1 protein-coding gene is annotated in these 3,666 nt (G+C 61.0%); it reads right to left on the bottom strand.

Going from position 1 to position 3,666, the window contains the following annotated elements; genetic code table 11:
- Positions 1 to 3,666 (bottom strand): immunoglobulin-like domain-containing protein (locus tag C6A77_RS25575; protein ID WP_346330250.1); only part of this gene is annotated, 3,666 nt, incomplete at both ends.

Raw genomic sequence — 3,666 nt, forward strand, 5'->3', positions numbered from 1 at the left:
GACGTTGTTCGGCGCGGTGAACGGTACCGAAGCCGACGACTCACCCACCGGGATGGTGATGGTCTGGCCGTTGGCCAGTTTCACTACCAGATCGGAACCGGTGACCTTGTGGTTGACCGATGCGGTGTACGTCACTACGCCGCCTTCTGCCACGGACGGAGTCGCGGTCAGGGTCACGGTAGTGGTATCGATGGTATCGGTGACCTGGGTCACAGCTGGCGTCTTGCTGACATCCAGCTTCTCGAAGTCGCCGCCACTGGCGCTATCGATCTTGGCTTGAACCGCACCCGCATCGATGTACACATCGTCGCTCGGCGCGTCGAGGGTGACCGAGCCTTCCTTCTGACCCGCCGCGATGGTGATGGTCTCGCCGTTGCTCAGCTTGACGGTCAGCGCAGTACCCGCCGGGTTGGACAGCGTAGCGGTATAGGTGATCTTGCCACCCTCCGCCACGGTGTCGGTCGCGGTGAGCGAGAGCGTGGTCACGTCCGGGGTCACCGGGTTGTCGGTGACAACCGTCACTGGCTCGCCAACCGCCACGGTCTTCTCGTAGTTACCGCCCGAGATGTCGGTGATCTTGTTGGTCAGGTCCGGGTTGGTATTGAGGGCGTTGTTCGGCGCGGTAAACGGCACCGACGCCGACGACTCGCCCACCGGGATGGTGATGGTCTGGCCGTTGGCCAGTTTCACCACCAGGTCGGAACCGGTGACTTTGTGATTCACCGACGCGGTGTAGGTCACTACGCCGCCTTCAGCGACAGTCGAAGTGGCGGTCAGGGTCACGGTAGTGGTGTCGATGGTGTCGGTGACCTTGGTCACCGCTGCACCGCTGTTTACATTGAGCTTTTCGAAGTCACCACCCGAGGTTTCGGTCACTTTGACCTGAAGCACTTCAGCATCGACGTAGACATCGTCACCTGGGGCGTCGATGGTGACCGAAGCCTCCTTCGAGCCGGCGGCAATGGTGATGGTTTCGCCATTGCTCAGCTTGATGACCATGTCGGTGCCGGCCTTGTTACTCAAGGTCGCGGTGTAAGTGATCTGGCCACCCTCGGCAACCGTCGGAGTCGCGCTCAGGGTCAGGTGGGTGGTGTCCTTGGTACCTGGGCCATCGGTCACGGTCGTCACCGGCTCGCCCACGGCTACGGTCTTCTCGTAGTTGCCGCCGGAGATGTCGGTGATCTTGTTGGTCAGGTCCAGGTTGGTGTTGTAGGCATTGTCTGGCGCGGTGAACGGTACCGACGCCGACGACTCACCCACCGGAATGGTAATGCTCTGGCCGTTGGCCAGTTTCACTACCAGGTCGGAACCGGTGACCTTGTGGTTGACCGATGCGGTGTAGGTCACCACGCCGCCTTCTGCCACGCTTGGAGTCGCGGTCAGGGTCACGGTAGTGGTGTCGATGGTGTCAGTGACTTCGGTCACGGCTGGCGTCTTGCTGACATCCAGCTTCTCGAAATTACCACCCGTGGCATCGGTGATGGTCACGCTCAGTGCTTCGGCATCGATGTACACATCGTCGCCTGGGGCGTCGACGATAATCGAAGCCTCCTTCTGGCCGGCGGCAATGGTGATGGTTTCGCCATTGCTCAGCTTGATCACCAGGTCGGTGCCAGCCTTGTTGGTCAAGGTGGCGGTATAGGTAATCGTGCCACCTTCGGCCACTGTCGGCGTCGCAGACAGTGTCAGGCTGGTAGTGTCCTCGGAGCCTGGGCCATCAGTGACCGTTGTGCTGACTGGCGCCTTGTCCAGGGTCAGCTTTTCGAACTTCCAGGCGTCTGCACCGCTGACCGAGTCGATCGCGTTCACTACAGGCTGAGCGCCTACATAGACATCATTCGGCGCGGTCACGGTGATCGAGCCGGTGTTGCTGTTGGCCGGTACTTCAACAACGGTCTTGCCGTCGCTGAGGGTGAAGTACAACGGCCGATGGTTGTTGATCGGCAGGCCGTCCTGGCTGGTCAGCGTGACGGTGTAGGTAATCTGGCCACCTTCGGTGACGGAGTCGCTAGCCGTCAGCCTGGCCACCACTTCGTTGATGGTGTCAGTCACTTTCACCGACGCGTCGCCGCCAAATTGCAGATTCTCGAAGGTGCCGCCTGCGCTATCGGTCGCCGCTTTGATGCCAACACCGATGGTGCCGGCATCCTGGTAGACGTCGTCACCCTGTTCGGTGTGGGTGTACTGCGCGCTGGTTTGCCCCGCCTTGATCGTGACTTGGGCGTTGTTGCTCAACGTCACGACGAGATCGTGCGCCAGCACGGTGTTGACCCTGACGGTAAAGGTCGGGTTCTGGTTCTCGAGCACTGACACCTGATCGGCCTCGATGCTGACCAGAACGAGGTCGCCACCCGTGCCAGGGGTACCGGGCTCGTCAGTCACGGTGGTAGTGACCTCGGCCTTGTCCAGGGTCAGCTTCTCGAACTTCCACACATCCTCACCGCTGACCGAATCGATCGCGTTCACCACCGGTGGATTGGCGCCCATGTAGACGTTGTCCGGCGCGGGGACGGTGATCGAACCGGTTGTGCTGTTGGCCGGTACCTCAATAACGGTCTTGCCATCGCTGAGAGTGAAATACAGCGGCTTCTGGTTGTTGAGCGGCAGGCCATCCTGGCTGGTCAGCGTGATGGTGTAGGTAATTTCGCCACCTTCGGTGACGGACTCGGTAGCGGTCAGTTTGGCGACGACTTCACTGATGGTGTCCGAGATCTCAACGGTAGCCGGGCCTCCGAACGCCAGCTTCTCGAAGGTGGTACCCGGGACGGTGGCATCGGTGACGCTGAGCGTGACGGAGCTGGCATCCTGGATGACGTCATCGCCCTGGGCTGCAGTCTTGTATTCGACTTCGGTCTTGCCGGCCTCGATGGTCACGGTATCGCCGTTCGACAGGGTAACCGTCAACGGACGGTCCAGTGCCTGGCTTACCTTCACGGTGAAGGACGGCTGCTGGTCCTCAGTCACGTTGCCATTACTGACAATGCTCACGGTGACGGTATCGATGCTGTCATTGATGACAGTCGATGCTGGGGTCGGGTCTGGCGTCAGCTGCTCGAAGTTACCGCCGGTCGCGCTGTCGATGGTGACATTGACGGACGAGCCGTTGTTGTAGACGTCGTTGGCCGGGGTTTCGAAGTCAACGCTGCCCTGGGTTTTGCCGGCTTCGACGGTGATCGTCTGGCCGTTGGACAGGGTTACGGTTACCGGGGTCTGGGCAGGATTGCTCAGCGTCACGGTGTAGGTGATCACGCCGCCTTCGGTCACCGACGGGGTCGCTGTCAGGGTCGCGGTGGTGTTATCGACCGAGTCGTTGATCGTGGTCTGGGCCGGCGTCAGGTTCGGGCTCAGCTGTTCGAAGTTGCCGCCGGTGGCGTTTTCGATGGCCACACTGACGGTCGAGCCGTTGTTATAGACGTCGTTCGCCGGGGTTTTGAAGTCGACGCTGCCTTGGGTTTTGCCAGCCTCAACCGTAATGGTCTGGCCGTTGGACAGGGTCACAGTGACCGGAGTCTGGGCAGGATTGCTCAGGGTCACGGTGTAGGTGATCACGCCACCTTCGGTCACCGACGGGGTCGCTGTCAGGGTCGCGGTGGTGTTATCGACCGAGTCGTTGATCGTGGTCTGGGCCGGCGTCAGGTTCGGGCTCAGCTGTTCGAAGTTGCCGCC

The sequence above is a fragment of the Pseudomonas sp. AFG_SD02_1510_Pfu_092 genome (assembly GCF_003331055.1).
Classification (GTDB): Bacteria; Pseudomonadota; Gammaproteobacteria; order Pseudomonadales; family Pseudomonadaceae; genus Aquipseudomonas.